Annotated in this window: 23 protein-coding genes and 6 tRNA genes; 16 read left to right on the forward strand and 13 right to left on the reverse strand. The window is 69.0% G+C overall.

Annotated elements, in window-relative coordinates:
* Positions 1–3: 3 nt before the first annotated feature.
* Positions 4–747, reverse strand: coding sequence for a precorrin-4 C(11)-methyltransferase (gene cobM / locus I4J89_RS01275; protein ID WP_196411915.1), 744 nt, complete (start codon positions 745–747; stop codon positions 4–6).
* On the reverse strand, positions 744–1,952 hold the full coding sequence (cbiE, locus tag I4J89_RS50745) for a precorrin-6y C5,15-methyltransferase (decarboxylating) subunit CbiE (protein WP_196411916.1): 1,209 nt from the start codon (positions 1,950–1,952) through the stop codon (positions 744–746). The genes cobM and cbiE overlap by 4 nt, the downstream gene beginning before the upstream one ends.
* A 165-nt stretch (positions 1,953–2,117) precedes the next feature.
* Between cbiE and I4J89_RS01285 the strand changes: the two genes are divergently transcribed.
* The 3 genes from I4J89_RS01285 to I4J89_RS01295 are packed head-to-tail and all read left to right on the forward strand — an operon-like array spanning position 2,118 to position 5,027.
* Positions 2,118–3,710: a ferredoxin reductase family protein gene (locus tag I4J89_RS01285; protein WP_196411917.1), complete on the forward strand. Its 1,593-nt coding sequence runs from the start codon at positions 2,118–2,120 to the stop codon at positions 3,708–3,710.
* 43 nt (positions 3,711–3,753) lie between these two features.
* On the forward strand, positions 3,754–4,263 hold the full coding sequence (locus I4J89_RS01290) for an FMN-binding protein (RefSeq protein WP_196411918.1): 510 nt from the start codon (positions 3,754–3,756) through the stop codon (positions 4,261–4,263).
* Positions 4,264–4,295: 32 nt separating this feature from the next.
* Positions 4,296–5,027 (forward strand): FAD:protein FMN transferase, encoded by a 732-nt coding sequence (locus tag I4J89_RS01295; RefSeq protein WP_196412220.1) that lies wholly within the window; start codon positions 4,296–4,298, stop codon positions 5,025–5,027.
* Here the strand turns inward: I4J89_RS01295 and I4J89_RS01300 are convergent.
* Entirely contained in the window at positions 5,024–6,202 is a 1,179-nt protein-coding gene (locus I4J89_RS01300) for a GNAT family N-acetyltransferase (RefSeq protein WP_196411919.1), read from the reverse strand. The two genes, I4J89_RS01295 and I4J89_RS01300, sit on opposite strands and share 4 nt — an antisense overlap.
* 118 nt (positions 6,203–6,320) lie before the next feature.
* Between I4J89_RS01300 and I4J89_RS01305 the strand changes: the two genes are divergently transcribed.
* The 3 genes from I4J89_RS01305 to I4J89_RS01315 all read left to right on the forward strand — a co-directional run bounded on the left by I4J89_RS01305 (position 6,321) and on the right by I4J89_RS01315 (position 6,626).
* A tRNA-Gly gene (locus tag I4J89_RS01305) sits at positions 6,321–6,393 on the forward strand.
* Positions 6,394–6,422: 29 nt separating this feature from the next.
* A tRNA-Cys gene (locus I4J89_RS01310) sits at positions 6,423–6,493 on the forward strand.
* A gap of 61 nt (positions 6,494–6,554) precedes the next feature.
* Positions 6,555–6,626, forward strand: a tRNA-Val gene (locus tag I4J89_RS01315).
* A gap of 295 nt (positions 6,627–6,921) precedes the next feature.
* Here I4J89_RS01315 and I4J89_RS01320 read toward each other — a convergent pair.
* From I4J89_RS01320 to I4J89_RS01345, 6 genes are all read right to left on the reverse strand, one after another.
* Entirely contained in the window at positions 6,922–8,304 is a 1,383-nt protein-coding gene (locus I4J89_RS01320; RefSeq protein ID WP_196411920.1) for an MFS transporter, read from the reverse strand.
* A gap of 65 nt (positions 8,305–8,369) precedes the next feature.
* Complete coding sequence (locus I4J89_RS01325) at positions 8,370–8,819, reverse strand: SitI3 family protein (protein ID WP_196411921.1); 450 nt, start codon at positions 8,817–8,819, stop codon at positions 8,370–8,372.
* A gap of 11 nt (positions 8,820–8,830) precedes the next feature.
* Complete coding sequence (locus I4J89_RS51910) at positions 8,831–9,451, reverse strand: CdiA C-terminal domain-containing protein (protein ID WP_373688084.1); 621 nt, start codon at positions 9,449–9,451, stop codon at positions 8,831–8,833.
* Entirely contained in the window at positions 9,451–10,095 is a 645-nt protein-coding gene (locus tag I4J89_RS01335; RefSeq protein ID WP_196411922.1) for a WXG100 family type VII secretion target, read from the reverse strand. Before I4J89_RS01335 ends, I4J89_RS51910 begins: the two co-directional genes overlap by 1 nt.
* Before the next feature lie 9 nt (positions 10,096–10,104).
* Complete coding sequence (locus tag I4J89_RS01340) at positions 10,105–10,416, reverse strand: hypothetical protein (RefSeq protein WP_196411923.1); 312 nt, start codon at positions 10,414–10,416, stop codon at positions 10,105–10,107.
* Positions 10,417–10,779: a YbaB/EbfC family nucleoid-associated protein gene (locus tag I4J89_RS01345; RefSeq protein WP_196411924.1), complete on the reverse strand. Its 363-nt coding sequence runs from the start codon at positions 10,777–10,779 to the stop codon at positions 10,417–10,419.
* A 107-nt stretch (positions 10,780–10,886) separates the two neighbouring features.
* On the opposite strand from I4J89_RS01345, the gene I4J89_RS01350 reads away from it, so the two are divergent.
* Positions 10,887–11,315, forward strand: a complete 429-nt coding sequence (locus I4J89_RS01350) for an acyl-CoA thioesterase (RefSeq protein ID WP_196411925.1) — start codon at positions 10,887–10,889, stop codon at positions 11,313–11,315.
* A 7-nt stretch (positions 11,316–11,322) separates the two neighbouring features.
* On the opposite strand, the gene I4J89_RS01355 is transcribed toward I4J89_RS01350, so the two are convergent.
* The 3 genes from I4J89_RS01355 to I4J89_RS01365 are packed head-to-tail and all read right to left on the reverse strand — an operon-like array spanning position 11,323 to position 14,369.
* A complete protein-coding gene (locus I4J89_RS01355; protein WP_196411926.1) occupies positions 11,323–12,873 on the reverse strand; it encodes a bifunctional AfsR/SARP family transcriptional regulator/alpha/beta hydrolase in 1,551 nt (516 codons plus the stop codon).
* A gap of 6 nt (positions 12,874–12,879) precedes the next feature.
* The gene (locus I4J89_RS01360; RefSeq protein ID WP_196411927.1) at positions 12,880–13,509 is read right to left on the reverse strand and encodes a class I SAM-dependent methyltransferase; all 630 of its coding nucleotides are present in this window, start codon (positions 13,507–13,509) and stop codon (positions 12,880–12,882) included.
* Positions 13,506–14,369 carry an alpha/beta fold hydrolase gene (locus I4J89_RS01365; protein ID WP_196411928.1) on the reverse strand — a complete coding sequence of 288 codons (864 nt, stop codon included), beginning with the start codon at positions 14,367–14,369 and terminating at the stop codon, positions 13,506–13,508. Before I4J89_RS01365 ends, I4J89_RS01360 begins: the two co-directional genes overlap by 4 nt.
* Positions 14,370–14,544: 175 nt before the next feature.
* Between I4J89_RS01365 and I4J89_RS01370 the strand changes: the two genes are divergently transcribed.
* The 6 genes from I4J89_RS01370 (at position 14,545) to dctP (ending at position 18,411) form a co-directional block, all read left to right on the forward strand.
* The gene (locus I4J89_RS01370; protein WP_196411929.1) at positions 14,545–14,733 is read left to right on the forward strand and encodes a hypothetical protein; all 189 of its coding nucleotides are present in this window, start codon (positions 14,545–14,547) and stop codon (positions 14,731–14,733) included.
* A 103-nt stretch (positions 14,734–14,836) separates the two neighbouring features.
* Positions 14,837–14,909: transfer RNA gene (locus tag I4J89_RS01375), tRNA-Gly, on the forward strand.
* A gap of 38 nt (positions 14,910–14,947) precedes the next feature.
* Positions 14,948–15,018: transfer RNA gene (locus tag I4J89_RS01380), tRNA-Cys, on the forward strand.
* Between the two features lie 16 nt (positions 15,019–15,034).
* Positions 15,035–15,106: transfer RNA gene (locus I4J89_RS01385), tRNA-Val, on the forward strand.
* Positions 15,107–15,447: 341 nt separating this feature from the next.
* Positions 15,448–17,382, forward strand: coding sequence for a putative bifunctional diguanylate cyclase/phosphodiesterase (locus I4J89_RS01390; RefSeq protein ID WP_196411930.1), 1,935 nt, complete (start codon positions 15,448–15,450; stop codon positions 17,380–17,382).
* Positions 17,383–17,436: 54 nt separating this feature from the next.
* Complete coding sequence (gene dctP, locus I4J89_RS01395) at positions 17,437–18,411, forward strand: TRAP transporter substrate-binding protein DctP (RefSeq protein ID WP_196411931.1); 975 nt, start codon at positions 17,437–17,439, stop codon at positions 18,409–18,411.
* An 83-nt stretch (positions 18,412–18,494) separates the two neighbouring features.
* On the opposite strand, the gene I4J89_RS01400 is transcribed toward dctP, so the two are convergent.
* On the reverse strand, positions 18,495–18,743 hold the full coding sequence (locus tag I4J89_RS01400) for a hypothetical protein (RefSeq protein WP_196411932.1): 249 nt from the start codon (positions 18,741–18,743) through the stop codon (positions 18,495–18,497).
* A gap of 157 nt (positions 18,744–18,900) precedes the next feature.
* On the opposite strand from I4J89_RS01400, the gene fxsT reads away from it, so the two are divergent.
* The 3 genes from fxsT to I4J89_RS01415 all read left to right on the forward strand — a co-directional run bounded on the left by fxsT (position 18,901) and on the right by I4J89_RS01415 (position 25,200).
* Positions 18,901–23,226: an FxSxx-COOH system tetratricopeptide repeat protein gene (gene fxsT, locus I4J89_RS51360; RefSeq protein WP_196411933.1), complete on the forward strand. Its 4,326-nt coding sequence runs from the start codon at positions 18,901–18,903 to the stop codon at positions 23,224–23,226.
* Positions 23,227–23,947: 721 nt separating this feature from the next.
* A complete protein-coding gene (locus I4J89_RS01410; protein WP_196411934.1) occupies positions 23,948–24,565 on the forward strand; it encodes a hypothetical protein in 618 nt (205 codons plus the stop codon).
* A gap of 20 nt (positions 24,566–24,585) precedes the next feature.
* Positions 24,586–25,200 carry a hypothetical protein gene (locus I4J89_RS01415; protein WP_196411935.1) on the forward strand — a complete coding sequence of 205 codons (615 nt, stop codon included), beginning with the start codon at positions 24,586–24,588 and terminating at the stop codon, positions 25,198–25,200.
* The last annotated feature ends 35 nt before the right edge of the window (positions 25,201–25,235 follow it).

Below are 25,235 nucleotides of genomic sequence, written 5' to 3' on the forward strand. Positions count from 1 at the left end.
CCCTTACGAGCGGCAGCGGTCCGCCGAGTAGAGGTGGCTGTCCGGGAAGTGCGCCGCGGTCAGCGCGGCCCCGACCACGATCACGGCGGTGCGTCTGATCCCGGCGTCCTGGACGCGGGCCGCGATGTCCGCGAGGGTGCCGCGGACGATCAGCTCGTCCGGCCGGCTGGCCCGGGCGACCACCGCGACCGGGCAGTCCACGCCGTAGTTGCCGACCAGTTCGGCGACCACCGCCTCGATTCGCTGAACCGCCAGATGCAGCACCAGGGTGGCCCGGCTGGCGCCGAGCGTCGCCAGGTCCTCGCCGGGCGGCATGGCGGTGGCGCGTTCCGAGGTACGCGTCAGGATGACCGTCTGTGCCACCCCGGGCACGGTGAACTCCCGGCCCAGCGAGGCGGCCGCCGCCGCGAAGGCCGGTACGCCCGGAGTCACGTCGTAGGGCACCTGAGCCGCGTCCAGCCGGCGCATCTGCTCGGCGACCGCGCTGAACACCGACGGGTCTCCGGAGTGCAGGCGGGCCACGTCCTGCCCGGCCGCATGGGCGGCGACCATCTCGGCGACGATCTCGTCCAGGGTGAGTTTCGCGGTGTCCACCAGCCGGGCACCGGGCGGGCAGGCCTCCAGCAGCTCGGCCGGGACCAGGCTGCCCGCGTACAGGCAGACCGGGGAGGCGGCGATCAGCCGGTGCCCGCGCAGCGTGATCAGGTCGGCTGCCCCCGGCCCGGCACCGATGAAGTGCACCGTCATCGCGGCACCACCGACCAGATCGTGACCGGCATGAACGAGCGCCAGCCGGTGAAACCGCCCACCGGCGACCCGCGCTGCACGGTGATCCGGGTCAGCTCGCCGCCGAGCTTGGCGTACGCCGCCGCGACCACCGCCTCGGACTCGACGGTGACCGCGTTGGCCACCAGCCGGCCACCCGGGCGCAGCGCGGCCAGGCAGCGGTCCAGAACTCCGTCGCGGGTCAAGCCGCCTCCGATGAAGATCGTGTCCGGTTGGGGCAGGTCGTGCAGGGCCTCCGGCGCGCGGCCGTGTACGACGCGCAGACCGGGTACGCCGAGCTTGGCGGCGTTGGCGGAGATCGTGGCGACCCGGTCGGCGGAGGACTCGATCGCGATGGCCCGGCACGCGGGGTGACCGCGCATCCACTCGATGCCGATGCTGCCCGAACCGGCGCCGACGTCCCAGAGCAGTTGCCCGGGGAGGGGCGCGAGAGCGGCGAGCGTGACCGCGCGTACCTCTCGTTTGGTCAGCTGGCCGTCGCCGGCATACGCGTCGTCGTCGAGTCCGGCCAGGTGCGAGGCCGGCGGCCCCTCACCGCACTCCACCGCGATCACGTTGAGCGGGTCGCCGTCCGGAAACGCCCACTCGCCGGCCCGGCCGTCGACGATCCGTTCGCCGGGGCCGCCCAACTGTTCCAGAACGGTCACCCGGGCGTCCGGATATCCGCGCCCGGTGAGGAGTTCCGCGACCTCAGCGGGGGTTTTCGCACCCGGGGAGAGGATCAGGAGACGCCGCCCGGGATTGAGCCACCGCGCGACGGCCGGGACCGGCGCGGTGAGCAAACTCACCACGTCCGTCGTGGCCAGGTCCCAGCCCATCCGGGCCGCGGCGAGGGACACCGACGACGGGTGCGGCAGGACCCGGATCCGGTCCGCCCCGAGCAGCCGGATCAGCGTCGAACCGATCCCGTGGAACATCGGATCCCCGCTGGCCAGCACACACACGGTCCGGCCGCGTTCCGCGTCCAGCAGCCCGGGCAGCGCCGGTACCAGCGGGGACGGCCATGGGACACGGCGTGCGGCGACCTCGTCCGGGAGCAGGCCGAGCTGCCGGGTGCTGCCGAACACCACCTCGGCCGCGGCGAGCGCGCTCCGGCTCGTACCGGAAAGGTCCGGCCACCCGCCGGCACCGAGGCCGACCACCGTGACCACATCGTCGGTACGCACCCGGTGAACCTATCCCGCGGCCGGATGGCGAGATTTTCCGGATCATGTTGAGCCAACCGGCGGTCGTGCGCGTACAGGTCTTTGACGGCCTCTCCGCCGACCGGGCCGTCACGTCAGCCGCAGGGGTGGCAGACGCCGTGAGACGACTGCTGAGCAGGTGAGGACATGGCCATACCGGCCTTCCAGGATCAGCGCGAGCTGCCCGACGACGACGGATACTTCTCCAGTCTTCGGACCGACGCGCGGCCGAGCTGGGACAACCCGTCCCTGCCGGCCTGGCCGCAGTCCGGCTCCGGGCAGTACCCGCAGTACGAGGAGCCGTACGAGCCGGCCGACCCCGACCCCTACCGGCGCGGCGACATCGTGGTCGAGTCGCTCACCGACCCGACCGGCTGGAAAGCCGGCACCGGCGTGCCGATCCCGGACGACCGTCCGCCGGCCGAGGCGACAAGCGGCAACCGCCTCCTCACCGTGCTGCTCTTCTTCTCCGGTCTGGCGACCAGCATCGCGCTCTGGCTCTTCAACACGCAGGCCGGCGCGGTCAGCGACACCACCAGCCTGATGCTCGCCGCCGGTCGGATCACCGGCCTGGTCGGCGGCTACCTGCTCTTCATCCAGCTGCTGATGATGAGCCGCGTCTCCTGGCTGGAGGAGTGGGTCGGCTCCCGTGACCTGCTGATCTGGCACCGCTGGCTGGGCACCACGCTGCTCACCGCGGTGGTCGCGCACATCGTCTTCATCGTGTACGGCTACGCGCTCACCGCGGACACCGGCGTCGTCGACCAGGCCTGGACCGTGATCACCACGTTCCCGGAGATGATCAGCGCGACGGTGGCCACCGGCATGCTGGTCCTCATCGCGGTCGTCTCGATCCGGTTCATGCGCAACCGCCTGCCGTACGAGCTCTGGCACCTGATCCACCTGACCAGCTACGGCGTGCTGCTCCTCGGCTACGGCCACCAGATGGCGGCCGGCGCCGACATGAGCGGCAAGTTCGCCTCGGTCTTCTGGCCCGCCCTCGGCTGCCTGACGCTCTCGGCGCTCTTCTGGGGCCGCGTGGTCGAGCCGCTCTGGCTCAACGCCCGGCACCGGTTCACCGTCGCCGAGGTGGTCGGCGAGGGCGCCAACACGTTCTCCATCTACATCGACGGCAAGCGGCTCGACCGGCTGCCCGCGCAGGCCGGCCAGTTCATGCGCTGGCGCTTCCTGACCGCCAACGGCTGGTGGCAGTCGCACCCGTTCTCGCTGTCGGCCGCCCCGAACTCGCAGTGGCTGCGGCTCACCGTCACCATCGCCGGCGGGCACACCCGCAAGCTGTCCACCATGCGCCCGGGCACCCCGGTCTGGGCTGAGGGACCGTTCGGCACGTTCACGGCGCAGCGGCGTACCCGGCGGCGGGCCCTGCTCATCGCCGGCGGCAGCGGCATCGCGCCGATCCGGGCCCTGCTCGAGGACATGCCGCCGGACACGATCGTGATCTACCGGGCCAGCCGGCCCGACGAGCTGGTCTTCCGCGCCGAGCTGGAGGAACTGGCCGAGCAGCGGGACGCCTGGGTGCGCTACATCGTCGGCTCCCGTACCGACCCCGGCCCGCAGCGGCTCTTCACGCCCGACGGGCTGCGCGGCCTGGTGCCGGACGTGAACCGGCGCGACGTCTACCTGTGCGGCCCGCCCGGACTGGTGAACGCCGCGGTGGACACCCTGCGCCAGCTCGACGTGCCGGACAGCCAGCTCCACCTCGACCCGTTCGAATTCTGAGTTCTAGCCCGCACAGCCCCTCTACGACCTGGGAGTCTCCGTCATGCGACGTAGTACCGCAGCAGCCGTCGGCACCCTCACCGGTGCGGCCCTGATCCTCGGGGTCCGCCTGAGCGTGCAGCCGCCGGACGCGCCGGTGGCTGCTCCTGCTCCGGTCGCGCAGGAGCAGGACGAGCCGGAGGCGGCGCCTGCCCCTTCGGCCACCAAGAAGCCGTCGGGGAAGAAGTCCAAGGCTCCGGCGCAGGATGCTCCCGCTGAGAAGGAGGAGGCGGGACTCAAGTCCGGCACCTTCAAGGGCAAGGCTGTGCAGAACCCGTACGGCACGGTCCAGGTCACCATCAAGGTCGGCGGCGGCGGCAAGATCACGGCGGCGGACGCGACGTACCCGAACAACGGCTTCAGCGGCACGATCAACCCGAACGCCGTGAACAAGCTCAGCCAGGCCACCCTCAAGGCGCAGAGCGCCGACGTCGACGCCGTCAGCGGCGCCACCTTCACCAGCCAGTCCTACGTCGAGTCGCTCCAGGCTGCGCTGGACAAGGCGGGCGCGTAGGGTCCAGGTTCGTGCGCCACGTCGAGCAGGTCATGGGTACGGTCGTCAGCATCGAACTGGCCGACGATCTGCCCGCCTCCTCGTTGGCGGACCTGGTCGCCTCGACCTGCGCCTGGCTGCACGAGGTCGACGCGCGGTTCAGCACCTATAAGGACGACAGCGAGGTGTGCCGCTTCCGGCGCGGCGAGATCGCGTTCGACGACTGTTCACCGGACCTGCGGCTGGTCCTGAACCGGTGCGCCGAACTGTGGATGGACACCGACGGTTACTTCGACGCGTACGCCGGTGGGCCTCTCGACCCGTCCGGCTATGTGAAGGGCTGGTCCGTCGAGGTGGCCTCGCAGCGGCTCGCGCTCGCCGGCTCGCGGCGGCACTACATCGGCGCCGGCGGGGACATCCGGATGCGGGGGAGCGGCCCCGGCGGCCGGCCGTGGCGGGTCGGTGTCCGGCACCCGTGGGAGGCGGACAAGTTCAGCTGGGTGCTGTCGCTCACCGATGGGGCGGTGGCCACCTCGGGGACGTACGAGCGGGGCGCGCACGTCTTCAACCCGCGCACCGGAACGCCCGCGAGCGGCCTGCGGTCGGTCACCGTAGTCGGCCCGGACCTGGCCCTGGCCGACGCGTACGCGACGGCGGCGCTCGCCATGGGCGAAGCCGGCCTGACCTGGCTGGCCAAGCGAGTAGCCGACGGGTACGAGTCAGCCGCCGTCACCGACGACGGCCGGGCCTTCACTTCACCCGGCCTCCCGATCGCGGCCTCCTAGAAGTCGGCGTACAGATACGGCATCCGCTTCGGGAAGAGGTCACCCAGCGGGCCCGCGGCGTCCGCTGTCAGATCGCCGAGACCGCGGGTGAACACCTCGACCGGATCGAGCACGCCGTAGACCAGTCCGCTGAAGCCCGCGGCGGTGAGCGTTGCGGCCGGGGTGCCACCCTTCGTGACGTCGAGCCGGCCGTCATCCGCGGAAAGCGACCAGACACCGCCGATCAGGTCATCACCGACGATCTCCACGGTGATCGCGCCCCGGCCGACCGGGGTGCCGGCCAGCGCCGGGACGTCCAGAACCCGGGCCATCGGAGCGTTGTCCCGCGGATAGTCGACCTTGCCCTCGGTGACCGCCGAAAGATCGGTGCCCCACAGTTCGGGTACGTCGTCGGTGCCGACCGTCAGCACGATCCGGGCCACCTGGTCGACGTGCCGGGCGAGGAAACCCAGCAGCAGCGCCCGGCCGAGCGAACCGGTCGTCAGCAGTTCCTCACCGACCAGGTCACCACCGTGCCGATCGATCCGGTACCGCAGCGCGCCGACCACCTCCCCGCCGGACCGGGCCACCGCCACCCACACGTGATCCTCACGGAACTCCGCCGCACGCACGTGGTCGAAGACCGCGAACCCGTGCCGCTCCACGAGCAGCCGCCGGGTCAATCCGTCAAAGGCTTCGAAACCGTCCCGCATCGGCAGCCGCTCCACCTCGCCGGGCAGGTCAGCACGCAACAGCTCGGCGAGCCCCTCCGGAGCGAACACCGTGGTCCGCCGCCGCGGGATCCCGACGAAGCCGAACTTCGCGTAAAAGCTGGGCCGGAACGGGTAGAGGCTGCTCACGGAGCATCCCTCGTCCCGGGTCTGGCGCAACAGCCGGGTCACCAGCTCACGAACCAGCCCCCGCCGGCGAGCCGACGGGTGCGCGGCGACCGACGCCACACCGGCCATGTCATGCACCCGGCCACGCACGTTCTGCCGCATCCGCAGCGCGGAAACCCCCGCCAGCGTCTCCCCGCCCTCCTCAGCGACCAGATTGACGGCCGTGTCGAAAAACCGCATCCGCCGGCGATACGTCTCCGCTTCCACCTGCGACCAGGGGGAAGGCATGAACGCGTACGCCTGAAGCGGGAACATCGTCGCCGGCCGCTCGGCCGCAGTGATCTGCCGGATCTCCATTGCCCCATCTTCGCCGCAAGCCTTACCGCAGGTCACGACACGCCGGGGTACCCCGGTTTGGCGTGCGCATCGCCGACAAGCTAATGTTTCCTCCGTCGCCGGGGAATCCCGAAGACACGCGGACGTAGCGCAGCTGGTAGCGCATCACCTTGCCAAGGTGAGGGTCGCGGGTTCGAATCCCGTCGTCCGCTCGAAGCGGCCCGCCACACGGGGCCACCTCGGTGGAGTGGCCGAGAGGCGAGGCAACGGCCTGCAAAGCCGTGTACACGGGTTCAAATCCCGTCTCCACCTCGCACAAAGCTTTCAACGAGCGCAGGCTTGCTAGTGAGCCCAGCTCAGGAAGCAAATGCCAGGGCGATTGGCGCAGCGGGAGCGCGCTTCCTTGACACGGAAGAGGTCACTGGTTCGATCCCAGTATCGCCCACGAGCTTTGGGTGCCCCCTGTCCGCAAAATGCGCGGACCGGGGGCGCTCGTCATTCTCAGCGCGACTTCGTCGCGCGTAGCGGGGGCTTCGCCACCCGCACCCCCGCTGCCGGTGGTTGCGGGGGTTTTTCGGTTCCGGCTTTGCTCGGCGCCTTCGGCGCCATCGTGCATCGGCGCCTTCGGCGCCCTTGCCCATCGGGGTCCTTTGCGTGCCTGTGTCTGGCGCCGTGGGCGGGCGGCCTGAGGCGCCATGTCCACCAGCGAGTCGCTGAGGGTGCCCGGGACGTGGGTGCGCTTACTCGGGTGCGGTGGTGGTTGTTCGTTCTGCCTGTTGGTGGTCTCGGTGGGCGGATCGGGTGGCTGCTGCCACCGCTGCGAGGCAGGTGAGTGCGGCCAGGCCGTAGGCGGCCTGGGGGCCGTTTTCGGGGTTGGGCCACGTGGTCGTGGTGGTCAGCAAGGCTGCGATGCCCACTGCGGTGCCTATTTGGGCGGCGGCGTTCAGGAGGCCGCCGATTACGCCGGAAGTTGTCTCGTCGGCGCCGGTGGTGCCGTGTGTGGTTGAGGCTACTGAGGCCAGGCCCAGGCCGGCGCCGGTCAGTACCAGGCCGAGTAGGAAGACCGGGAGACTGCGGAGGGATGCGCCGACGGCCTGGGTGAACATGGCGGCGGCGATTACGGCGAAGCCGGCGGCCATGGTGAGGGGAGTGCCGAGGCTGCGCACGGCGGCGGGTGCGGCCAGGGAGGTGGCTGCCACGGCTCCGCTCAGCAGAAGGAAGACGGTGCCGCTTCGGCCCGGTGACAGGTGCAGCTCGTCCTGGAGGAACAGCATGGTGACGATGCTGGAACCGCTTGTTGTCGCGGTTACCGCGAACGCGGTACCGGCGCCCAGGCGGAAGGTCGGCATCGACCACAGGTGGGGCGGTACCAGCGGGGCCGGGACACGCCGTTCCCACATGGCGAAGCCGGTGGCGACGGCCGGAGCCAGGAGAAGGGGCAGCCAGAAGGAGACGGCGGTGAAGCCGTCGGACTCGGCACGTTGCAGGCCCATCATGACCAGCAACGCGGTCCCGGTGATCAGGGTCGCCCCCAAGATGTCCAAGGGCTGCCGGTCACGCCGGTTCCGATCCGCCGGCAGCACCGGCGGCGCGGCGACGGCCGCGACCAGCGCGACGGCCGCGACCATGACGAAGAGCCAGCGCCAGCCGAGGAACTCGGTCACCACCCCGCCGAGAACGAAACCGGAGACGCCGCCCACCGCGCCGGCCATGGTCCACAGGCCCAGAGCGCGGCCGCGGCTCGGGCCCACCGGCACGACGGCGAGGATCGAGGCGAGCGCGGCCGGTACCGATGCGGCGGCGCCGATGCCCTGTAGGGCGCGGCCGGCGAGCAAGACGGCGGCGTCGTTCGCGACAGCGCAGAGCACTGAGCCGGCTACCACGACGGCGTTGCCCAGGACGAACATCAGCCGCCGGCCGACGAGGTCGGCGGCCCGGCCGCCGAGGATCAGCAGGCCGCCGAAAGCCAGTGCGTAGATGGCGGCGGCCCAGGAGAGTTCGGCCGGGCTCAGCCGCAGGTCGTGCTGGATGGCGGGTAGTGCGACGGCGAGCACGGTTACACCGACGACGTCGATGAACTGCACGGCACAGGCCAGGCCGATAACGGGACGGCTTCCGCTCATCGAACCACCTCCACATAGGAGATACCCGCGAGAGCGGAATCCGAACGACAGCGATGGCTTCAACCTCAGCCCGGCAACGCCTCGTTGGCGCCGGGGTAGTGGTTCCACCAGCTGTCCCGGCGATGCTTGACCAGCACACCGTCAAAGCGAGTCAGCAGCAGAATGTCGCCGTTGAAGATGAAGGCGGCATCCTCAGTCCCGGTGTCTAGCACCCGCCGCACAATCGTCAGCATGTTGGTGACCAGACGTCCGAAACCCGCTGAGGTGTCCAGGTCGAAACTGACGGAGACATAGCTCTCCGGTTTCCACACCCACGAGCCCTGGTCGGAGACCACGTCGATGTAACCGTGTTCGCCGGCGTAGACATCGACGTCGAACCCGTAGCGGTCGTGAAGGTCTGCCGACAACAGCAGCGGATCGCCGGTCGGACGCTCATCCAGGTCCGGCAGCGCCCGCTGAGCCAGGTGCTCCAAGGTTGTTTTCCCGGCTAGAGTCAACCGGCAATCAAGCGACATGCGCCGAACTCTCATTCTTGTCGGGGAAGATTGATCTGGACGACATCGCCATCGGGCGTGATGGCCTTGACCTCTTTGAGGCCAGCAATCGGCCAGTCCTTGAATTGTTGGCGGAGGGCAGGCATCTCACCTCTCCAATCCTCCAGGTTCACGACCACCCGCTGTGTCTGTCTCTTGACGACCTTTTCCAGGACTTGTGTCCAGATTCCGCGAACATCCTTGTCCGGCTTCGTAGGTGCGTAACAGTCGAAGACCCGTCCCTCCAACAAGTAGTCTGGTCTCTTCCTTGGACTGCCTGTGTCACCGCTCTCGCGACGAGCCTCGGCGACCTCTTCCAGCGTCGGCTTCTGCTTGATCTGGTAGCCGCAATCGGCTAGTGCGGCAGCTCCCGAGTTCTCCATTTCGTTCGACCGGCGAACCTCCGCGTCGTCATTGGGGTCAATCTTGGCTCGAGGACCCAGCGGCTTTCCGCCAACCAGGCCGGTCTTTCGGGTGATCGAGGGATTGACCTGTGTATTTCCGCCTATGTCCGTCACGCGGCCGGCGTGCGCGGCCTCGTCTACCTGTACTTCGCCGTCACGCACCGATTCAGCCGGTCTGCGCTGCTTCCTGCGTCCGCCTGCCTTCGGCATCAGCCGTCCAGGAGGACCGTGAGGTTGGTGAGGCTGGTTATCAGCGCGGTCGTGTAGCTCACGATGCGGCCCGCCCACTTGGACACCGCGGCCGCTATCTGGGCTGCGACGACCGGGATGGTGATCACCAGCAGGGCCTCGGCGGCCCAGACGATCACTCGGCCGACCAGGTCGGTTATCAGCTCGCGGACGATTTCGCGGGTGAGCGTGACCAGGTTGCCGGCGGCCTCGGTGGCCGCGCCCATCGTCGCGGCCAGGACGCCGAGGCCGTCCAGGGCGTCGACGTTGTTGGCCATCAGCGTCTGGTACGCCTCGGCGGCCGGACCCTGCCAGTCGGGCACGTCGAGGGTGAGGCACGAGTCGAGATCATCGGCGATCGACTGCAGCGTGCCGGCCATCTGCTGCCAGGCCGCGGCGTGGGCGGTGACCCGGTCCGGGATGCCGGCGAGGCCGTCGAGGATCTCGCGGAGCGGTTCGAAGTACTCCAGCGCCCAGCCGAGACCGTTGGCGATCAGGGCGCCGAACGGGTCCAGCACGGTCGCCGCAGCTTGCAGCGGGACCGCGCCGCCGGCCAGGGCGGGTGCCATCCAGCCGCCGCCGCTGACGCTCTGGTGCAGGCCTTGAAAGCTTTCGGCGAGCGACATCCGATCGGCTCAGACCCGGCCGGCGCGGCGGATGCGGTCTGCCGCGGCGTCGTCGACCTCGGCGTACGCGTGACCGGTGCTGATCAGAGCATCGGTCGCCAGGCGCAGGTTCTCCTCCACATAGGCCAGCAACTCGCCCTGACGTAGGTGACGGCGCTCCAGGATCCCGGAGATCCAGGCGCACAGTCGCCCGTACGCCGCATCGTCCTGGGTGATGGCCGCCCCGGCGGCGCGGATGGCGGCCAGCCGGTGCTGCGCCGCGTCGATCTTGTCAGCGTGCGCCCGGATCTGATGAGCGTCCGCGGTGAAGCCGTCCGCCACCTACCTCTCCATCCGCTCGACGATGGCGCGGGCGGCCGGCGAATCGCTGCCCAGCGTGTCGGCGACGATCTGACGGGTGCGTTCGCCGGCTGTCCGGCGGGCGGCTCGGTGCGCGGCCAGCACGGCCCGGGCGACGGCTTCCGGTGCGACCCGCTGGATGCGCTCGCTGAAGCGGATGTCGACCAGCGCGCCCGCGGAGTCGATCGTCACCTCGGTGAGGCCGTTGCCGTCCTCCGCGCTGACCCGTAGGCGCCCGAGGCGGTCACTCACCGCCTGGGTGTCAGCGGCTTTCCGGTCGATCTTCGCCGTCCAGTCGTGCAGATAGTCCGCAGCGTCGTCGGGGTCTAGGAAGCCGGCCGTCATCGTCACCCCATGTCATCGACAGATCTCCATGGATGGGCGGTGAGCGTATCGCGAGCCAGAGGAAGGTGGGTGCTGCCTGTGGATAACTTCGGTGACAGGATCGGGCGATGGCTGACTTGTTTCAGGTACGGATCGCGGTGCGTGGCTACGAGCTCGACCTTCAGGGACATGTGAACCAGGCCGTCTACCTGCAGTACGGCGAGCATGCGCGCTGGCAGTGCTTCATCGCGGCGGGCCTCACCCCGGAGGTGATGGTCGGCGCGGGAGTGGGTCCGGTGGTGCTGGAGACCACGATCCGCTACCTGCGGGAACTGCGGGCCGGGGACGAGGTGGACGTGAGCTGCCGGTTCCTGTGGAACGGCGGTAAGACGTTCCAGGTGGAGCAGGACTACACGCGGATCGACGGCACGCCGGTGGCCCGGGTGACCGGGGTCGCCGGGCTGCTGGACCGGCGGTCGCGGCGTCTCGTGCCGGACCCGGTCGAGCGGCTGCGTGCCCTGGCCACCGACGTCAGCTATCTGGGCCTGGAGAAATAGGAGAGCCTCAGTCCCGGAGAAACTCGTCGATCATGGTCACTACCCGGTCGAGGTCCGCGACGTCCGGCAGATGGTAGGGCCCGTCCAGCGCGGTCAGCCGTGCGTCCGGGAGCCCGGTCGCCAGCTGCCGTGCACCGGCGAACGGGATCACCCGGTCGCCGCGGTAGTGCAGGACCAGGGCCGGCTGCCGGACCTCGGGCAGCAGGTGCGAGACGTCCACGTCGTACGCCGTTGCCAGGTATGACGCCGCCACGTCCCGGTCGGCCGAGTCGCGCAGCACCTCGGCCAGGTGCCGGGCGGCGTCGTCGGTGGCGTCCGGCCGGAACAGGCCGGCGAAGAGCTTCGAGCCGAGGCCCCAGTGCGTACGCACCATCGTGACGAGCGCGTTGTTGAGGTCCGCGCGGAGGAAGGTGGCCGGGCCGCTGGCGTACGTGCCGAAGAAGATCAACCGGCTGACCAGCTCGGGCCGAGTGGCCGCCAGAGCCACCGCCTGCGGGCCGGCCTCGGACATCGCGAGCAGGTGCACCGGAGCGCCGGCGTGCTCGGCGACCGCCGCGAGCTCGTCGACGGCGGCGTCCAGGCCGAAGTCGTCGACGGGACCGCGGGACAGGCCGGTGCCGTACCGGTCGTAGACCGTCACCGCGGTGTGCCCGACCAGGCGTTGCAGCAGCGACGAGCGAGGGTCGCGGCCGGAGGCGATGACGTCGATGCTGGACACCCAGCCGGGCACCGCGATCAGCGGCGGGCCGTCGCCCAGCGAGGCCGCCGCGACGGTCCGGCCGCCGGGGACGGACAGGTAGCGGGCCTGGAGCGCGGACAACGGGGCGACCGGTGCCGGCGAGCCGGGCAGGTTCTGCCGGAGGATGCGCAGCCGGGTCTGCTGGATTGCCGCGGACGGTTCGAGGCCCAGCTCGTCGGCAAGCCGGGTGGCGTACTGGCGGTAGCACTCCAGGGCGTCGGCGTGCCGGCCGAGCGCGTACAGGGTGCGCATCAGCGTGTCCCGGGCCTGCTCGCGCAGGGGATGCGCGACGACGAACGCCTCCAGCTCGGGCAGCGCCTGTTCCGGCCGGCCCGCGGCGAGCAGCGACCGATGCCAGGCCTCGGCCGCGTGCAGGCGGGCCTCCTCCAGGCGGATGGCTTCCAGCCGGGCGATCTCGGTGTCCGCGAATCCGGCGTACGCGGGACCCTGCCACAGGCCCAGCGCCTCGGACAGCAGGTCGCAGGCGTCGTCGGTGTCCCGGGCCGCGGCGACCAACCGGTCGAAACGGCCCGCGTCGATCTCGTCGGGTTCGACCCGGAGCACGTAGCCGGGCGGGGCCGTGTCGATCCGCACTCCGGGCAGGGCCCGGCGCAGCCGCGACATCTGGCTGTGCAGCGAGCCGGCCGGATCGGCCGGCGGATCCTCCGGCCAGAGCAGGTCCACCAGGCGATCGGCCGGCACGACCCGGCCGGCCCGGGCGAGCAGGGCGGCGAGCAGCGCCCGGCGCCGGTCACCCAGGGCGACCGGCGAGCCCTCTTCGGCGTACGCCCGGACCGCCCCGAGCACCCGGAACCTCATGACCGTCTACCGTACGGCCCACCCGGCGATCTGCGGGTTGATGGGAAGCAGCAGTGAGGGCGCGCGGTAGCGGTCCACGTGCAGTTCCCGGAAGCCGGCCGCCCGTAATTCCGACTCGGTGTCGCGGAGCACGTCGCAACCTTCGAACAGCCAGCGCCACGGGCGGGCCAGGAGACGCTGCGTCACGGCGTACCCGGCATGGTCGTCGGCCCGGACGTGCTCGATGAAGAGCAACCGCCCACCCGGCCGCAAGATCCGCATGATTTCGCGGATCGCCGCGGCCGGGTCCGGGACCGTGCAGAGCACCAGCGTGCTCACCACCGCGTCGGCGCTGCCGTCCGGCAGCCCGATCCGCTCCGCGCCCTCCGGGCGCAGATCCACGGCGATCTCGTGCCGGCGGGCGGCGGTCATGAGCGGGATATGCATGTACGGGTTCGGCTCCACCGCGATCAGCTTGGTCCCGGGCCGGTAGTAGCGCAGGTTGGCGCCGGTACCCGGACCGATTTCGACCACCGTCTCCGGCAGGTCCGCGAACAGCCCCCGCTTGCGGGCACCGAACAGCCAGTGACCGTAACCGTCGGCGCCCCGGAGCACCGCCGAGTTGAACCGGCCCCGGACCGGATTCGCCGTCGTCATCGCCACACCTCCGCCGCGAATGAGCTGATCAGCTCCGCGATCTCGGCCGGCCGGGTCACGTGCGTACAGTGCCCGCCGGAAACCTCCACGTACCGTGCGCCCATCGTCGCGGCGAGCGTGCGGCTCCAGTACGGCGGGCAGATCCGGTCGGCGTCGCCGGTCAGCACCAGCGCCGGGCAGCGGATCGCGCGGACCACCTGACGCATTTGAGCCGCCTGCTCGGCCAGCCCGGTCCGCGACCGCGCTGCCACCGTGGCCGCCAGTACCTCCGGAGAGTTGTCCAGGCCCCACGAGATTCCCTCGGCCCGCGTCTCGGCCGTGCCCTCGGCGCCGAGCGCGGTCGTGACGAACCATTCGACAAAGCCCGGAAAATCCCGGTCCCAGGCGTGCCGGTTGTACCGCGCCCAACCCTGGTCACTCCCGAGCTCGTCGTCGAACCGGGCCATCGCGAGCTGTAGCGGGCTCGGGCGGACACCTGTCACGTCGACCGTCGGCCCGATCAGGGCCAGCCCGGCCACCCGGTCCGGGTTCCCGGCCGCGGCCAGACAGCCGACCAGGCCACCGAGGGAATTGCCGACCAGCAGCGCTTCCCCGGTCCCGGTGGCGTCCAGCACGGCTGTCAGGTCCTGGACCAGCTCGGCCGGGTCGTACGCGGCCGGATCCAGCGGCCGGTCCGACTCACCGCTGCCGCGAGCGTCGAACGTCACCGTCCGGAATCGTGGGGCCAGCGCCTCGACCTGTGCCGCCCACATCCGCCGGTTCGTGATCATCCAGGCGGGCAGCAGGACGATGGTCCGATCGGCGTCGCCGTTCACCTCGTACACGATTCGTATCCCGTCACGCTTGGTGACTCCCTGCATCTCGTCCTCCCTTGAACTGGAACGTTCGAACGGAAGGCTGCCCGGGACGGCTGTCCGGCCACTGGCATCCGGCTGTCGCCCGCGACCCGGACCGGCAAGATCCGCTCCGACGGACGGCCGGTACGCGCGGGCCCCGGAACGTGCGAGATTGTCGCCCGTGCTCGAGGAGGCCCCGATGGACGATTCTTTGCAGGCGTATACCGACGGTCACGCCGACGGCGCGGCCGGTCGCCGCGACGCGCAGCGCGCCGACCACCCGGACACCGGATCCGACTACCGCGTCGGCGTGGTCGACGGCAGCGTGGCGGCCTTCCAGGCCGAGCTGATCGCCGAGGTACGCCGCCTGCTCGGCGAACCGCACTGACCTGCACCCGAGCGGCTCGGCGGGGCCGCCCGGGAGACCCCGCTTTGGCATGGGCGCCGGACCTCGGCTAAGGTTTCATCCGTTACCGGATAACCGGTGGCACGCGGACGTAGCGCAGCTGGTAGCGCATCACCTTGCCAAGGTGAGGGTCGCGGGTTCGAATCCCGTCGTCCGCTCGGAGAGGGCTGCTGCGCAACCGTGCGTCGGCCTACTCGGTGGAGTGGCCGAGAGGCGAGGCAACGGCCTGCAAAGCCGTGTACACGGGTTCAAATCCCGTCTCCACCTCGCAAGAGGTTTGCAAGGGCGATTGGCGCAGCGGGAGCGCGCTTCCTTGACACGGAAGAGGTCACTGGTTCGATCCCAGTATCGCCCACACATAGCCTTTGAGCTGGTCCGACGTGCGGCGACTCAGCCACCGGGATCGGCTTTGGTCTCACTGCTCTGCTTCTGAGGGGCCCGAAGCGGCCGCCGGGATGTTCACCGCGGTCACGGCACCTGTCAGCACGTCCGGCGCGAGCAGGCGCACTTCCACAAAATTCCAGCGAAGCGTCCGTGGTCGCGTCGGCTCCCGCAACGGGAGGCGTGGGCTCGGATTGAGCTCGCTGGCGGGGAGCGGCCGGAAGGGTCAAGTCGCTGGTCGCGGGGCCGAAAAGACACCGCGTGAAGACGAATGGCGCAAGGGACCGAGCGGGCCGGAAGCGGTGGAGCCGGCTGTTGGAGGCCCGCGCGACGGCCCGGTCGGCCATCGCCGGCACCGCGGTGGGCATCGTCATCCTGGCCGCCTCGGCTGTGCTGGCCTCCACCGGCACGGCCGAAACCACCGAGGAGGTCCGCCGCGTCCAGACGATCACGCAGAAGCTGAACGGGATCTCGGTGCAGATCAACGCGGAGGACGCGGCGCTGCGGGAGTATCTGGCGACCGGGGGCACCGAGTACCGCCGTGCCCAGCTGACTGAAACGCTCGGCGCGGCACGGGCGAATCTGGACTGGTTGCAGCAGAACAACGCGGTTGATCGGGCGGAGCTGGACGCCATCCGCGGCGGCTACGAGAACTACAACCGGATCGTCCTCGACATCATGTCGCACACCGAAGGCGGCTCGGACGTCGCCGGTTACACCGATCTCGCCTCGCTGACCTTCGCGCCACTGCGCGACAACGTTCTCGGCATCGGCGACCACCACCAGCGGGAACTGGCCGAATACCTGCGTGAGGTGAACTCGCGTGCCGATGTCCTGCACGGGATCGCGGTGGCGACGATCTTGGTTGTCCTGGTGCTGTTCGCGGTGTGCGCGACGGTGCTCGTCGGCTATCAGCGCAGAACCGAGCGGCAGGCCGAGCAGCGGCTGCACGAGGCCACCCACGACTCCTTGACCGGGCTCGGCAACCGGGCCAAGCTTCATGACGAGCTCGACGCCGCGGTACGGCACGGGCAGCAGAGCGGCGAGCCGTTCAGCCTGCTGCTCATCGACCTCGACCGGTTCAAGGAGGTCAACGACACGCTCGGGCATCGCGCCGGAGACGAACTGCTGATCGAGGTGGCGAAGCGGCTGAACCAGGGATGCCGGGCCGATGACGTCGTGGTTCGCCTCGGCGGCGACGAGTTCGCCCTCATCCTCCCGACGGCACCGGACCACCCGGAGGCGCTGGAGGCCGGAAATCGCATCTTGGCGGCGCTGCGCCGGCCGATCCAGCTGAGCGACCTCCTGGTCGACATCGACGCGAGCATCGGGGTCGCGTCGTACCCGCGCGACGGCCACGACGCTGCCGAGCTGCTGCAGCATGCGGACGTCGCCATGTATGCGGCCAAGCGCCGCCACGGCGGCGTGTCCGGCTACGACCCGTCGCTGGACAGCGGCGACGCGAGCAGGCTGACGCTGCAGAGCGAGCTCCGGCAGGGCGTCGAGTGCGGCGAGCTGGTCGTCTTCTACCAGCCCAAGGTCGACGTGGCCACCCGTCAGCCCTGCGGCGTGGAGGCCCTGGTGCGCTGGCAGCACCCCACCCGAGGGCTGCTCGGTCCGGACGCCTTCATCCCGCTGGCCGAGGAGAGTGGCCTGATCGACCTGGTCACCGCCGTGGTGCTCGACCAGGCGCTGGCCCAGATCGGCAGGTGGGGCGCCCTCGGTCACGAGCTGCCGGTCTCGGTGAACATCCCGGCCCGGTCGCTGACCGACGGCACGTTCCCGGGCGCGATCGCCGCGGCGCTCGCGCGTCATGGCGTACGGCCGGAGCTGCTGACCCTGGAGATCACCGAGAGCGCCGTGATCGCCGACCTGCTGCGCGCCGGAGAGGTGCTGACGGAGCTGCGGGAGCAGGGCGTCAACATCTCGATCGACGACTTCGGCACCGGCTACTCCTCGATCGCGCATCTGCGGGACATGCCACCGCACGAGCTCAAGATCGACCGGAGCTTCGTGATGAAGATGTGCGAGAACGCCCGGGACGAGACCATCGTGCGCGCGGTCGTGGACCTGGCCAAGAATCTGGGGCTGCGGGTCGTCGCCGAGGGCGTCGAGACCGAGACCGCCCTGCGTACCCTCGGCGACCTCGGCTGTCACGAGGCGCAGGGATACCACATCAGCCGGCCCCTCCCGGCGGCCGAGCTGACCGCCTGGCTGGCAAGCTCCGATATGTCGATCAGCGCCGTCTGAGGCCGCCGGCTCCACTACCTTGAGGATGTGAATCGCCGAGCCCTGATGACGTCGGTGTGGGCGGTCGTCGGCGCTGCCGGCGCCGGGCTGGCAACGGGTTGCAACCGGTCGCCGTCGGCCACGACCGAAACATTGGACGTGTTGCTCGGCGAGTCGGTGCAGCCGACGAGCCCGATGGTCGCCGCCGAAAAGTTTTTCGCCGAGCGGGTGGCCGAGTTGACCGAGGGCCAGTGCCGGGTGACCGTGAAACCCGGCGGCGAGCTGGGCGACGAGCAGCGCATGGCGGAAATGCTGCGCACCGGGAAGCTGGCCTTCTGCAAGACACTGCTGGCAAACCTCACCGCCTACGACAAGCGGCTCGGGGTGGCGAGCCTGCCTTACGCCTTCAATGGCCGGGACCAGTGCCTGGACAGTATGCGCGGCGACTTCGGCCGGCGGTGCTCGGCCATCCTGGCCGAGCACGGTCTGGTCATGCTCGGCTTCTTCTACGCCGGGGACCGCAACTTCTACAACCGGGAGCGGGCGATCCACACACCGGCCGATCTCAAGGGCCTGCGGATCCGGGTGCCACAGAGCATCGTGTCAATCGACATGATCAACGCGCTCGGGGCGACCGCGGTGCCCCTGGCGACAAACGACGTCGGGTCCGCCCTGAAGCAGGGTCTGGTCGATGGCGCCGAGAACAGTGTCATCTTTTACATGACCGAGCAGCATTTGCTGCACGCGCCGTACCTCTCCTGGACCCGCCACCAACATGGCGTCGACGTCCTCCTCGCCAGTGCGAAATGGCTTTCCGAGCGGCCGGCCACGATGCGGGACGCGATCATGGAGGCGGGGCGCCTCGCTCAGGAGGAGGAGATCCGGCTCTGGGTCGCGGCCACGGAGGAGAAGACCGCCCTGGCGCAACAGCAGGGCAGCCGGCTCAACGAGGTCGATGTGGCGGCTTTCCGGCGGGCATTGGCGAAGGTGATCAGTAGCCACAGAAGCACGTTCGGTGATCTCGCCGCCCTGCTGCCGGACGCGGATTAGCCGCAACGCTGTACTCCAGCAGGAGATGGCCTGGCGATCTCGGTACGCGCTCGGCGACCTCTCGAGTAGCGCCTCGCGTGTGTCTACGTTTGGGGCTCGTCCTTCTCGCTCGCGTCGTCGATGCGACGGGTGTCGTCGCGCAGCTCCCGCGCCAGCCTGGGCAGGACTGTCAGCACTTCCGGCCCGTGGCGTTCGGCCAGGCGTTCCACGCTCTTCCACCGATTGGCCTCGTTGCGGGCTTTGATGTACTGCCGCACACACATCCAGAGCCCGACGGAGCCGGACAGCGAGACGAGCGCGCCCGCCGTGAGGGTCGCCCATTCATCGATCATGGCGCGTGCCATACGTGGCCATCGCCGCCTCCGAACTGCCAGAATCGCCGTAGGCGACGGCTTGGCCGTCGAGCTACTGTTCGCTCTGTCCGTCCAGTTTGCTCTGCAATAGATCAAGATCACAAGATATGCTCCGCAGGAGAGCTATGGAGGGCGTGTGGCCGATTCGACTGCTGTCATCGCGGATCAGGTGAAGCGTCTTCGTGTCGAGCGCGGATGGTCGGCACGGCAGTTGGCCGAGGAATGTGTGCGTGCTGGGGCTCCCTCCCTGACCAGAGCCACGATTGCCAAGATCGAGTCGAGGGTCCGCAAGTCGGTGACGGCCCACGAGCTCGCCACCCTGGCCCGGGTCCTGGGTGTCCGGCCGACGGATCTGTCGAGCCCGACCGATGATGCCGGGGATGTGACCGTCGGCATTCTGACCGCCCTTCCCGTTGCGGCGGCTGCCGTAAGCGCCGTCATGGAAGACGTCGAGACGGTCGAGATGGACAGCGGGCCCAACCTTTATCACGTCGGATACCTGCCGAGCAGCGACCCTGGTCGCCGGCACCGGGTTGCCGCAACGACGGTCGCGCGAAATGCCGCGGGCGATCTCGCCGCGGTCTGCAATGATCTTGTGCTCAGCTTTCCGAGGGTGCGTTGCGTCGTCGTGGTCGGTGTCGCCGCCGTTGGTCCCGCAGCCGTCGGGGGAACCGAACGTCCCACCCGTCTCGGCGATGTCGTGCTCGCGAACAAGCTGGTCGAGCTCCCAGCGCGGGCTCCGGCCGGCCGGAGCCGCGGGGCGGCGCGCACGATCGGCGGTCTGTCCAAGGAGTTGCACGAGGCGGCCGCTTATCTGGCCGACGCCGAACAGGGCGGTCTCGTCGATCAGGAGTTTCGCCGGCCGTTGGCGGTCCGGACCGGGCAGGCCGGCGCGTTCGCGCGACCCGCGGCGGCCGACCCGCCGACGATTCACCATGGTGCCCTCGCCTCGGTCGGCCAGCTGGCGCGGGACGACTGGCCCGGCGAACTCGCGACGGAGCCGGACGTGATCGCGGTCGACACCGTGTCGGCAACCGCTGCCATGAGCGCGTGGCAACGGGGAGTGGGTTGGTTCGTGGTGGACGGCGTCGCGGACTACGGTCCGGAGTCCAAAGTGGGCGACCGTTGGCAGGCATATGCGGCGATGACGGCTGCTGTCTGCCTACGCGCGCTGCTTTCGGTCTGCTCGCCGTCGGCCGCCGAGGCGGCCCCGACGCCGGTCAAGGGCAGACGGGGTGCGACCGGCGAGCTTCGACAGGCATTGATCACCGAACTGCTGGACCTGCCGTTCATCGGTGCGCTTTCCGACCGCCGGCTCCTGGTCAACCTGATGAGTCGTGACGCGGCCGACTTCAGGGGGGCGGTCGAGCGCAGCGAGCCCCGCTTGCACGTTGTCGAGATCGTGATCGCCTGTATGGAGACGCGTGGTGGCCTGCGGGCATTGGCATCCGCGCTCGAGGTGATGGCGCCGGAGCAGGCCGCCACGCGCCGGGTCCGTCAGCTTGTGGAGCGCGCCAGCTTGGAGAGCCTGCTGCCCGAGGCCGAGGTCACCGCGGCGGCCGACCTGCTCCGGCGCCTCGCCGACGCGGTGCCGAGGGCGACGTGGATCGGGCTGAGCGATCAACTATCCGCGACCGGCGTCGGCGAGGCGGACGACGTGGTCGACGTATACCGACAGCTGGTTGCCCTGGCCCCGGACCAGAGCGGCACGCCGCCGGCGGTGCGGCTGGTGAGCCATGTGGCGAAGCAGACCACCGGGCCGATCGCCACGGAACTGGAGCACTGGGTGGATCGGGTGGTGCGCTATCTGGATCTTCCAGACGACGCGGTGCCGCAAACGCAGTCCGCGGTCGAGTCGCTGATCGGCGAGAGCGAGCTCGTCCTCGAACCAAGCTATGCCGACTCTGATGCGATGAGCGCGCAAATCGACCTGCGGCCGAGGGCTACGACCACCTCACCGGCCGGCCGCCGTGAATTGCCCCAGGTCTGGGGCGATGTGCCCGCACGCAACCCGAGTTTCACCGGCCGGCTGGACCTGCTCGAGGCCCTGCACGACTCGCTCACCGGCCAGGTGACGGCGGTTCTCCCGAACGCACTACATGGCATGGGCGGGGTCGGCAAGACCCAGTTGGCGATCGAATACATCCACCGGCACAGCGGCGAGTACGACCTGGTGTGGTGGATTCCAGCAGAGCAGCACGGGCAGATTCTGGCGTCGCTCACGGCGCTGGCACAGCGACTGCGACTTGATGTGAGCCCCGAAGCCAACTCGTCCGTTCCGGCCGTCCGCGAGGCGTTGAGCACCGGCGCGACGCCGTACGATCGCTGGCTGCTCGTTTTCGACAACGCGGAGGACGTCGGCGACGTCCGGGCGTTCTTCCCTACCGGCGGCACCGGCAAGATCCTCGTCACCGCGCGTAACCCCGAGTGGGCGCTCGTCGCGCACGCCCTCGAGGTGGACGTCTTCACGCGGGCGGAGAGCGTGCAGTTTCTGACCGCCCGGACCCCCGTGCTGTCGGCGTCGGACGCCGACCGGCTGGCGGAAGCACTGGGCGACCTGCCGCTGGCAGTGGAGCAGGCCGCGGCGTGGATGGCGGTCACCGGGATGCCCGTCGACGAATACCTCGCACTCCTGGACCACAAACGGATGGAGTTGCTGGACGCCGAGCCGTCGCCGAACTACGAGCGTTCGGTAGCCGCGGCGTGGGAAATGGCCCTGGAGCGGTTGGCGTCGATCAACCAGGCGGCTCTTGACCTCTTGCAGATCTGCGCGTTCTTCGCACCCCAGCCGATACCGCGCGAGCTCTTCGTCGGTGCACCCTCCGTACCGATCACCGACGAGCTGGACGCGGCGTTGGCGGACCCGTTCCGGCTTGGCCGCGCCCTGCGTGACATCCAGCGGTACGCCTTGGCGAAGATGGACCATCGACGGGGCACCCTGCAGATTCACCGCCTCGTGCAGGCCGTGGTCGTCGGCCGGATGGACCTCCAGCGGCGCGCGCTGATGCGCCGAGGGGCACATGTGCTGCTCGCCAACGGCAACCCGGGAAGTCCGAGCCGGCCCGAGCGGTGGACCCGATACCAGGCGCTCCTTCCACACGTGATCGTTTCCCGGGCGGTGGAGTCCACCGAGGCGCCCGTCCGCGAACTCGTCTTCGGCATGGCGGAGTTCCTTTACCACTGGGGCGACTACGAAGGCTGCGAAAGTCTCGTCAGCGACGCCTACCGGCACCGGCTCGATGATCTCGGAGAAGCCGATCCGTACACCCTGCGTCTGGCGACCTACCTGGGCTTCATCCGCCGGGTCATGGGTCGCTACCGGGATGCGGCCGAGTTGTCCCGGCGGACCCTCGACCTGTACGAAGACACGCTTGGCGCCGAGGACGAGGGCACTCTCGACGCGAAGTCCACGCTCGTCGCGGCCGACCTGCGGATCCGTGGTGAGTTCGCGGAGGCCCGGGAAATCGACGAACAGGTGCTCGCCGTCAGCCGGCGGGCCTTCGGCGAGGACGATCCGGCGACGCTGAAATTCGCCTACAGCCTGGCCTCCAGCCTGCGGTTGATGGGCGACTTCCGGCAGGCCGCGATGCTCGACGAGGACACATATCGGCGGCAGTCCGAAGTGCTGGGCGCTGAGGCCGAGCCGACACTCCTCACGCTTGACGCGCTGGCCACCGACAAGCGCGAGTGCGGTGACTACCTCGGTGCACGCATGTTGCAGCAGGAGGCGTATCGCCGTTGCGTGGAAGAGTTCGGCGCGGACAACCCCGCCGCTCTGCGCACGGCTCGCAACCTCGCCGTGGCGCATCGCGCGGCCGGTGACCACCAGACTGCCTACCGGCTCGCGAAGGAGACTCTGGAGCGGTTCTACCGCCGTTACGGCGACGACCACCCGGACACGATGGTCGCGGCATTGAGCTTCTCCGTCGACCTGCGCTGCGCCGGCGAGCTGGAGGCGGCGCGGAGCCTGACGGACGCCACGGTCGAACGTTTCCGGCGCAGCTTCGGCGAGCGGCATCCGTACACCTTGGCGGCACGCGTCAACCTCGCAGTCGTGCAGCGCCTGGAAGGCGAACTGAGCGAGGCCCGGGAGGCGAACCAGGCGACGCTGGACGCGCTGTCCGCACGGCTCGGCCCGGACCACCCGATGACCCTGGCGTGTGCGGTGAATCTGGCGAGCGACCGTTTCGCGCTCGATGAGATTCAGAGTGCGTACGAGCAGGACACGGACACGTTGATCAGACTGGAGCGGGTGTGGGGCATCGAGCATCCGTCGACGCTGGCGTGCGCGGTCAACCTGTCGCTCGATCTGCGTGCGCTCGGCCGGGTCAGTGAAGGCGACAAGATTCTGTCCGATGCGATGGTCCGGTACCGGCGCGTGCTGGGCGAGAGGCATATCGCGACGTTGAACGCGTTACAGGCCATCCGTGCGAACCGTGAGATCGATCTGCCGTCGATCTAGGTTCTCTGGGTTCGAGATTTGGACATGTCGTGTGGCGCCGTTGCGCGCGCGTATGCCCTCGTCTGCAGCAGGCCGGGGACGAGCAAGTGCGGGAACTCGGTGACTGACCATCTGCGACCCCGAGCGGTAGTCATTGGCGACTATGTGCAAGTGTCGGTATCGACCAGGGTGGACGCGTCTACCGCCTTGACCAGTAGGTTTGACTGCTATGTTGCTGTCGTGCTTCGATCCGGCCGGCCACGGGCGACCCCGCGGTTCTCGTCACAACCGGGCTGCGGTAGAAAGCACCTCACAGGCGGCACTTGCCTTAGGTGGTACAACCTCCACAACAGCTCAGGAGGCGGCGTCAATGTCCACACTCTGCACCTGCGTGCACTGCCCCACGGTCTACGGAAGCGATCTGCGATGTTCGCCGTCCAGGGCTACGGCGTGTCGCGGGCAGGCGCCGCAGTGACGGACGATGGGTAGCTATCTGCTACGTAGCTGATAGCAGATAGTTGCATCAGATGGCGAGCGACACGCCACGGACAAAGTGTTCGTTCCATCAAGGTAGAGATTCCACGTAGATAACCATGTCTTCGTGCGGAATCAGCAAACCAAACCGCATAGGCTCTCAGGTCGGTTACTGGCCGCGCGCCCTACTCCGGGTGGTTGCACTTCGTGCACATGTGCTCACTTACTCCTGGCAGCGCCATCCATCCCAGATTGGGGCGATGAGTCGATGGAAGTCACCAGCTACGTATCGATCGCCAGCGGTGCGGTCGCTGCGTCAAGCTTGGCTTTCAAACCGTTCAAGAGGGCCAAGGTTCGGAAGCGGCTAATCCAGTACGACATCGATGAGACTTCGCTCCTGCCCGATAACACCGGGTTCGCCGAACTGGGCGTGACGTACAAGGGACAAAAGCTCGAAGCGCCGAAGCTCTTCACCATCACGTTCTGGAACGTGGGACTGGAGGCGTTGGAATCAACATTCATCGACCAGCCCATCAAAGTGAAGTTTCCAGACGGCGAAATCGTCGCCTACACGGTGGCTCTGCTGGTCTCGCCCACTGACGAGCCGGACTTCTACGAGGACAAGGACATAGCGAGGACCGATCACGAGATCGGGGCGCCCAAACGCCTCGTCAACAAGGGAGCCGGCATCGTCTTCAAAGTCTTGACGGACGGATGCAAGGCATCGCCGAAGGCTTATCTCTCCGCAACGAACTTCGAGCTCGAGCCAAAACCGGGTGAGCCGACCGCCGGCGGCCCCCGCTTCCGGCTGCCGACGATCTTCCTGCTCGTCTTCGGTGTCCTCGCCGTGGTGACCGGCCTTCTCGGTGCACTCTCTGGCAACTAACCGTCGATAGAGGTTCAGCCGTGACGCCAGCTGTTTACGTCGCTATTGCCGCCGCCACCATCGCCCTCGCCAGTTTCGGCTTCGCGATCTTTCAATTCCGCCACGGCAAGGCGAAGGTACTGACCTGGTCCGTCTTGTCGAATACCGCACTCGTGCCCGAAGCGGGCCGGGGTGAGTGGGCCGACCTGCAGGTCAACTGGCGGAAAAACTCCGTCGACGAACCGCGGCTGATCGTCGTGCGTCTGACGAACAGCGGAAAAGTCGAGCTGAAGAAGGACGACAACGATGAGCCGCCGAGGCTCGACGTGACACCGGCCAAGATCCTGGCCGTAGAGGTCACCTTCCTCAACCAAGGCGGCAAGCGTGCTCAAAAGGTCGAGCCGGACGAGGTCACCGAGTCGACCGTCAAGCTCAAGGCGCAGGTCATCAATCCTGGGGACGCGCTGACCTTCACACTGCTGGTCGACGGCCAGGCGAGCGAGATCGATCTGGCGGTCCGCGCCGCGGGGTTCCGAGCTCGTTCGATCACGATTGCCGATAGCGACGCGCGACGCTCTCGTATGTGGGCCGCCGTCGCGACTGCGACCGGCCTGCTCGGCCTGCTCGTCGCTGTCTTCGCCTTCGTCGCTGGGTAGCCGCTCAGGCAGGCACGGGTAAGTTCGCAGCAGAG

Origin of the sequence: Actinoplanes aureus (genome assembly GCF_015704865.1) — a bacterium.
In the GTDB taxonomy this organism is placed as follows: Bacteria; Actinomycetota; Actinomycetes; order Mycobacteriales; family Micromonosporaceae; genus Actinoplanes; species Actinoplanes aureus.

Excerpts from the sequence above, each read along its gene's own strand:
- I4J89_RS01400 (WP_196411932.1), bottom strand. The coding sequence starts at position 18,743 with ATGATCGATGAATGGGCGACCCTCACGGCGGGCGCGCTCGTCTCGCTG.
- I4J89_RS01300 (WP_196411919.1), bottom strand. The coding sequence starts at position 6,202 with ATGGAGATCCGGCAGATCACTGCGGCCGAGCGGCCGGCGACGATGTTC.
- I4J89_RS01345 (WP_196411924.1), bottom strand. The coding sequence starts at position 10,779 with ATGACGGCCGGCTTCCTAGACCCCGACGACGCTGCGGACTATCTGCAC.
- I4J89_RS01360 (WP_196411927.1), bottom strand. The coding sequence starts at position 13,509 with ATGACGACGGCGAATCCGGTCCGGGGCCGGTTCAACTCGGCGGTGCTC.
- cobM (WP_196411915.1), bottom strand. The coding sequence starts at position 747 with ATGACGGTGCACTTCATCGGTGCCGGGCCGGGGGCAGCCGACCTGATC.
- I4J89_RS01290 (WP_196411918.1), top strand. The coding sequence starts at position 3,754 with ATGCGACGTAGTACCGCAGCAGCCGTCGGCACCCTCACCGGTGCGGCC.
- I4J89_RS01370 (WP_196411929.1), top strand. The coding sequence starts at position 14,545 with ATGGACGATTCTTTGCAGGCGTATACCGACGGTCACGCCGACGGCGCG.
- I4J89_RS01295 (WP_196412220.1), top strand. The coding sequence starts at position 4,296 with ATGGGTACGGTCGTCAGCATCGAACTGGCCGACGATCTGCCCGCCTCC.
- I4J89_RS01410 (WP_196411934.1), top strand. The coding sequence starts at position 23,948 with ATGGAAGTCACCAGCTACGTATCGATCGCCAGCGGTGCGGTCGCTGCG.
- I4J89_RS51910 (WP_373688084.1), bottom strand. The coding sequence starts at position 9,451 with ATGCCGAAGGCAGGCGGACGCAGGAAGCAGCGCAGACCGGCTGAATCG.
- I4J89_RS01365 (WP_196411928.1), bottom strand. The coding sequence starts at position 14,369 with ATGCAGGGAGTCACCAAGCGTGACGGGATACGAATCGTGTACGAGGTG.
- I4J89_RS01320 (WP_196411920.1), bottom strand. The coding sequence starts at position 8,304 with ATGAGCGGAAGCCGTCCCGTTATCGGCCTGGCCTGTGCCGTGCAGTTC.
- I4J89_RS01335 (WP_196411922.1), bottom strand. The coding sequence starts at position 10,095 with ATGTCGCTCGCCGAAAGCTTTCAAGGCCTGCACCAGAGCGTCAGCGGC.
- I4J89_RS01350 (WP_196411925.1), top strand. The coding sequence starts at position 10,887 with ATGGCTGACTTGTTTCAGGTACGGATCGCGGTGCGTGGCTACGAGCTC.
- I4J89_RS01355 (WP_196411926.1), bottom strand. The coding sequence starts at position 12,873 with ATGAGGTTCCGGGTGCTCGGGGCGGTCCGGGCGTACGCCGAAGAGGGC.
- I4J89_RS01285 (WP_196411917.1), top strand. The coding sequence starts at position 2,118 with ATGGCCATACCGGCCTTCCAGGATCAGCGCGAGCTGCCCGACGACGAC.
- I4J89_RS01325 (WP_196411921.1), bottom strand. The coding sequence starts at position 8,819 with ATGTCGCTTGATTGCCGGTTGACTCTAGCCGGGAAAACAACCTTGGAG.